At 70.7% G+C, this 670-nt stretch carries 1 protein-coding gene; it reads right to left on the reverse strand.

The window, feature by feature from the left end:
* Window positions 1-94 precede the first annotated feature (94 nt).
* The coding region (locus A3764_RS18595) for an ATP-dependent helicase C-terminal domain-containing protein (RefSeq protein ID WP_330220546.1) at window positions 95-670 on the reverse strand (576 nt) is incomplete at its 5' end.

The raw sequence follows: 670 nt of genomic DNA on the forward strand, positions 1-670 counted from the left end.
GCCTCGCGGCGCGCAGGCTGGTGCCTGAAAGCGCGCGCTCGCGCGCCGCGGGGGCGGGGGCCGGGTTGATCGACAGCGATTAGCAGGGCGGTCGCTAGCTGCCCCGTGGCTTGGCGCGCAGGGTCGGATCCGCCTGTGTCGGATCCTCGGGCCAGGGGTGGCGCGGATACCGCCCGCGCATGTCCTTGCGAACATCTGCGTAGGAACTGGCCCAGAACCCCGGCAGATCGGTCGTGACCTGAACGGGGCGCTGCGCAGGCGACAACAGGGTGATCTGCAAGGGCTGCCCGCCGACCCGCGGATGTTCCGTCACCCCGAAGACCTCTTGCAGGCGCAGGGCAATCGCCGGCACCTCGCCGCCATAATCGATGGGCACCTTGCGCCCCAGCGGGGTTTCGAAATGGGGCGGCACCTCGGCATCCAGCGCCTGCTGCGCGTCCCAGTCGAGGCGCGCGCGCAGGGCCGGCAACAGATCGAAAGCCTTCCAGTCCGCCGCCGTTCGTACCCCGCCCAGAAACGGGGCAAGCCAGTCTTCGAGCGTCGCCATCAGGGCGTCATCGCTGAAATCCGGCAGCGTGCCCTGCATCAGCCCGACGCGGGCCAGAAAGCGCGCCACGGAGGGCGAGGGGGAGAGCCCCAACTGCCGCACCCCGTCGAGCATGGCGGCGGT

It is taken from the genome of Sulfitobacter sp. HI0129 (assembly GCF_001635395.1).
Taxonomy (GTDB): domain Bacteria; phylum Pseudomonadota; class Alphaproteobacteria; order Rhodobacterales; family Rhodobacteraceae; genus Sulfitobacter.